This window comes from Haloactinopolyspora sp. (genome assembly GCF_027324685.1).
In the GTDB taxonomy this organism is placed as follows: Bacteria; Actinomycetota; Actinomycetes; order Jiangellales; family Jiangellaceae; genus Haloactinopolyspora.
Map to the genome: position 1 here is coordinate 1 of NZ_DAHVSH010000030.1, position 4,182 is coordinate 4,182.

6 protein-coding genes are annotated in these 4,182 nt (G+C 68.3%); 4 read left to right on the forward strand and 2 right to left on the reverse strand.

The window, feature by feature from the left end; genetic code table 11:
* Positions 1 to 60: 60 nt before the first annotated feature.
* A complete protein-coding gene (locus M6444_RS04250; protein WP_298323474.1) occupies positions 61 to 1,071 on the reverse strand; it encodes a Gfo/Idh/MocA family oxidoreductase in 1,011 nt (336 codons plus the stop codon).
* Positions 1,072 to 1,181: 110 nt separating this feature from the next.
* Between M6444_RS04250 and M6444_RS04255 the strand changes: the two genes are divergently transcribed.
* Positions 1,182 to 1,643, forward strand: coding sequence for an SRPBCC family protein (locus tag M6444_RS04255; protein ID WP_298323476.1), 462 nt, complete (start codon positions 1,182 to 1,184; stop codon positions 1,641 to 1,643).
* A 19-nt stretch (positions 1,644 to 1,662) separates the two neighbouring features.
* On the opposite strand, the gene M6444_RS04260 is transcribed toward M6444_RS04255, so the two are convergent.
* Positions 1,663 to 2,175 (reverse strand): GNAT family N-acetyltransferase, encoded by a 513-nt coding sequence (locus M6444_RS04260; protein WP_298323478.1) that lies wholly within the window; start codon positions 2,173 to 2,175, stop codon positions 1,663 to 1,665.
* Between the two features lie 90 nt (positions 2,176 to 2,265).
* On the opposite strand from M6444_RS04260, the gene M6444_RS04265 reads away from it, so the two are divergent.
* The 3 genes from M6444_RS04265 (at position 2,266) to M6444_RS04275 (ending at position 3,921) form a co-directional block, all read left to right on the forward strand.
* A complete protein-coding gene (locus tag M6444_RS04265) occupies positions 2,266 to 2,853 on the forward strand; it encodes a CGNR zinc finger domain-containing protein (RefSeq protein WP_298323480.1) in 588 nt (195 codons plus the stop codon).
* A gap of 235 nt (positions 2,854 to 3,088) precedes the next feature.
* Positions 3,089 to 3,232 carry a hypothetical protein gene (locus M6444_RS04270; protein WP_298323482.1) on the forward strand — a complete coding sequence of 48 codons (144 nt, stop codon included), beginning with the start codon at positions 3,089 to 3,091 and terminating at the stop codon, positions 3,230 to 3,232.
* A 35-nt stretch (positions 3,233 to 3,267) separates the two neighbouring features.
* On the forward strand, positions 3,268 to 3,921 hold the full coding sequence (locus tag M6444_RS04275) for a CatA-like O-acetyltransferase (protein ID WP_298323484.1): 654 nt from the start codon (positions 3,268 to 3,270) through the stop codon (positions 3,919 to 3,921).
* Positions 3,922 to 4,182: the final 261 nt, after the last annotated feature.

Here is a 4,182-nt window from a genome sequence, read left to right on the forward strand (position 1 = left end):
GTCCTCTGCTTCGGTGTCACGTGACTCACGACCGCACCGTCGACTCGTGTCGGGGCAGCCTCACAGGCCGATGCGTCGGCCTTCGGCAGCCGAGCGGCGGACGGCATCGGTGAACTCCATGTACCGCACCGCGGTGGCGACATCGTTGAGCCGCACGTCGTTCTGACCGCGGATAGCACCGATGAACTCGGCCTCCACCTGCCACTCGCCACGCTCGTCCGGTCGCGGCACCACCCTCTCTTCGTGGGTCTCGGTGCGCAACGAGATCTCCTGTGCCGTGAAGTCGACGACGAGAGTGCCGGCCGAACCGAACAAGTACACCTCGGTGGAGCCGGCGAAGCGGGCATGCGGGGTGAGTTCCAGGTTCAACCGTGCACGACCGGGCAGCTCGGCGTGCACCGACACCAGGTCGGGCACGTCCACCGGCCCGTCTTCGCTGTGCGGATCGATGATCGACTCGACCGCCTGCACCCATCGAGCGTGTCCGACCCACCGGGCGAGCTGCTCGTAGACGATGCCCAACTGCAAGGTGTTGTTCCCGCTGTAACGGCGGTCTCGACGCCAGTGCGGGCCAGGATCGTAGGCGCCGTCGCCGCCACCCCAGAAGCAGCGCACCAGGCGCAGGTCACCGATGGCACCGGTGGTGAGCAACCGGCGCACACATGCGTCGGCCCAGAAGGTGAATGGCGCGGGCACCACCATCGACACCAGGTCTGGGCGCGCCAGCGCCGCCGCGTGAATCGCCTTCGCCTCGTCGGCGTCCATCGCCAACCGGGCCTGGATCAGGACGTGCTTACCGGCCTCGAGCGCGGCGATGGCGACCGGAGCGTGCAGGTAGGGCCACGTTCCGATGACGACGGCGTCCACGTTCGGGTCGGCGACGACCCCGCGCCAATGCGGGTGCACCTGAGCGAACCCGAACTCTGCTGCCGCCCGCTCCCCCGATTCCACGCTGCGATTCGCCACAGACTGCAGTTGCACGCCACCCACGGCCCGGAATCCTGGTATGTGCCGGTCGCGGACGATCTGCCCCGCGCCGACGACGCCGATCCGGACGATGTCGCCTGCCATCCCTCACCTCTCGTTGGTCGGTCGTTCCCGGCCGCCGTGCTGGCCCCATTGTCCCGATGCGCGTCCCCGGCTGCGGACCCGGTCGGCCGCTCGGTCCTACGATGGCGCTCATGGCTCGTACCGACAGCGCTTCGCGGGTGGTCTCGGCACCACCAGAGCGGACCTACGCGGCCCTCGTTGATCCGGACGCACTGTCGACGTGGTTGCCACCGACCGGGATGACCGGCAGGTTCGACCACTTCGAGGCACGACCAGGCGGCTCGTACCGGATGGTACTGACCTACGCCGACGCGTCGGGCGCCCCCGGCAAGGCCACCGCGGACTCCGACATCGTCGAAGGCCGGTTCGTGGACATCGTCCCCGGTGTGCGTGTCGTACAAGCCGTCGAGTTCGTCTCCGACTATCCCGCCTTTGCCGGCACGATGACGATGACGTGGCAGGTGGAAGCCGAAGGCAACGGCACCCGGGTGGAGATCCGCGCCGACAACGTGCCGGCGGGCATCTCCCCGACCGATCACGCAGCCGGGCTGGCCTCGTCCTTGGCCAACCTCGCCGCCTACCTCGAGAGTTGAGGCCGGACGACGTCGGCCCTCAGCGGACCGTCTTGACGTAGCGGTGCACCGGGACGTCCACGTTGCGGTCACCGGCCGGAGCTGCAAAGATCGTCGCGCCGGCGTCGATCCAGCCATGGCGCTCGTAGAACTCCCGGGCACCGGTGTTGTCCGGAACGACGTAGAGCCACGCCTCGTCGAAACTCGTCGCGATGCGGGCCTCGGCCGCCGCGAGCAAGGCCGAGCCGGCCCCAACTCGCCGGGCCTCGCGGGCCACCGCCAGTTGCGACAGCTCGTCGCCGGCCACGATGGCCACCCCGACGATCGCGCCCGATCCGTCGACGGCCAACAACGTCGATGCCACCATCTCTGCGGCTTTGGCGGCGAAATACTCGGGCTCGCGGATGGCGAGCAGCGCGTCGGGCACGCGACCGCGGTGCCCGTCCAGCCACGCGGCCCGCCACACCCGTGCGGTCACGTCGACGTCATCGCGCGAAGCTGCCCGAATACGCACGGCCGGTTCGGTGAGGTCAGCGCCATGGATGCCGGTCATCTCTGCCACCTCTCCGGCCGATCGTGTGTCACTGTCGTATGCTCGAACGACAGTTACCTGACTGTACGGAGAGGCGAGGACACTGGTCAAGTGCGTTTGGACAGTTACGCAGATGCCGGGGTGCATGTGGCCATCGACCTCGTCAACCGGCTCGTCGTCCAGCAGGACGGTGGTGAGCGCCTGGACACGCTGGCCCGGATCCTGGCGGTTGACCCCGGGTCGGTGAACCAGGTGCGCGACGAGCACGTTCCCGGGTTCGTCGCGCTCGGCGAGCAACTGCACAGCGTCGTCGCCGACCTCGCTCGCGGCGACGATGACGCCGCGGCCACCCGCCTCAACGCGATGCTCTCCGCACACCCCGCCCACCCACGTCTCGCCAAGGAAGACGGCCGCTGGCGCATGCACCACCACCCCAGTGACGCGCCGCCGGTTCAGATGTGGACCTCGATCTGCGCCGAGGCTCTCGGCCGGCTCCTGGCCGCCGGCCATGGGCACCGGGTCGGCGTGTGCAGCGATCCGAACTGCGGCCGGGCGTATGTCGATACCAGTCGCAACCACACGCGCCGGTTCTGCTCCACCACCTGCCAGAACCGCGCCAAGACCGCCGCTCTGCGCCAGCGACGCCGCAACGCCCTCCTGGCCGCGGAATCGTCGGAGCGGGACAGGCATCGGTCATGACGATCACCGGTTGTGAAGATCGTCGTGTGTGCTCCGGCTGGAACTGGCAGGTCGTGAAGATCGTCGCGTGAAATCGGGCCGATATCGCCAGTCGTGAAGATCGTCGCGCGAAAAATCGCCGCACAAAGCGGCAATCCGCACCACGACGATCTTCACGACCCCCAAAATCAGCCCCCGGCCACACGAGGCCACCCTCGCGGCGATCACGACGTCGAAACCGACCAGCCCGCCCGAGGTGAGCCAGCGGGCCGTCGCCCTCAAGGCCGTACTGGATCAGGTCGCCGAAATCTACAGCTCCGGCGAGCGCGCGTTGCTCGACGAGCTGCTGGACCGCGCCGCGACGGAAGATCCGGCTCCCGACCCTCGCGCCCACCGGTGACGAATCAGACCAGCCGGTCAGGCGATGATGACCGCATGGATGTTGCCGTACCGATCGACCTGGAGACCTGGCCACGCCGCGAGCACTTCGAGCACTATCACCGGGCAGCGCCGTGCACGTACGCAATGACCGTCGAGGTCGACGTGACGGCGTTCGCTGACGCCATGCGGCGGTCGTCGCGCAAGACGTACGTGACTCAGATCTGGGCTCTGGCCTCGGTCGTGAATCGGCACGACGAGTTCCGCCTGTGCCTCACCGATGCCGACCGCCCAGCGATCTGGCCCACGCTGCACCCGGCGTTCACGGTGTTCAACGCAGCACGAGAGACGTTCGCGTGCGTCTGGACGCCTTATGTCGACGACTTCGCCGCCTTCCACGACCGCGCCGCGGAGCTGCTCGCCGTGCACCGCTCGGCCACCTCGTTCTTCCCGCAGGGTGAGCTGCCGCCCCATGTCTTCGACGTCTCGAGCCTGCCGTGGTCGCCGTTCACCGGCTTCACGCTGCACATCCGCCACGGCTGGGATCACCTGCTGCCGATCTTCACGCTCGGGCGATATGTCAAGCGAGACGGCCGCACGCTGCTGCCGCTCGCCGTGCAGGTGCACCACGCCGCCGCGGACGGATTCCATACGAGTCGGCTCGTGAACGAGTTTCAGGCGCTGCTCGCCGACCCGTCGTGGATCGACTGAACGACACCCGGAGGCCGTGCGGCGAGACACATGAGCCTGACATGGGTCAGGGGGCGAAGGGTGTCCCTTCGCCCCCTGACGGGTTCGCTTCTGCTCCCTTCTCTCGGCTAATCGCGCAGTCCGTAGGCTCGCTCGATGGTCTGGACGACCTCGTTTCCGGCCTTGTCCCAGGCTCGCGCCCGCAGGGTCACCGCGCCGGTCGTCGCGGCCAGGCGCGGATGTTTGATCATCACCTGGAACTCCCCGTCACCTGTCGGCCGG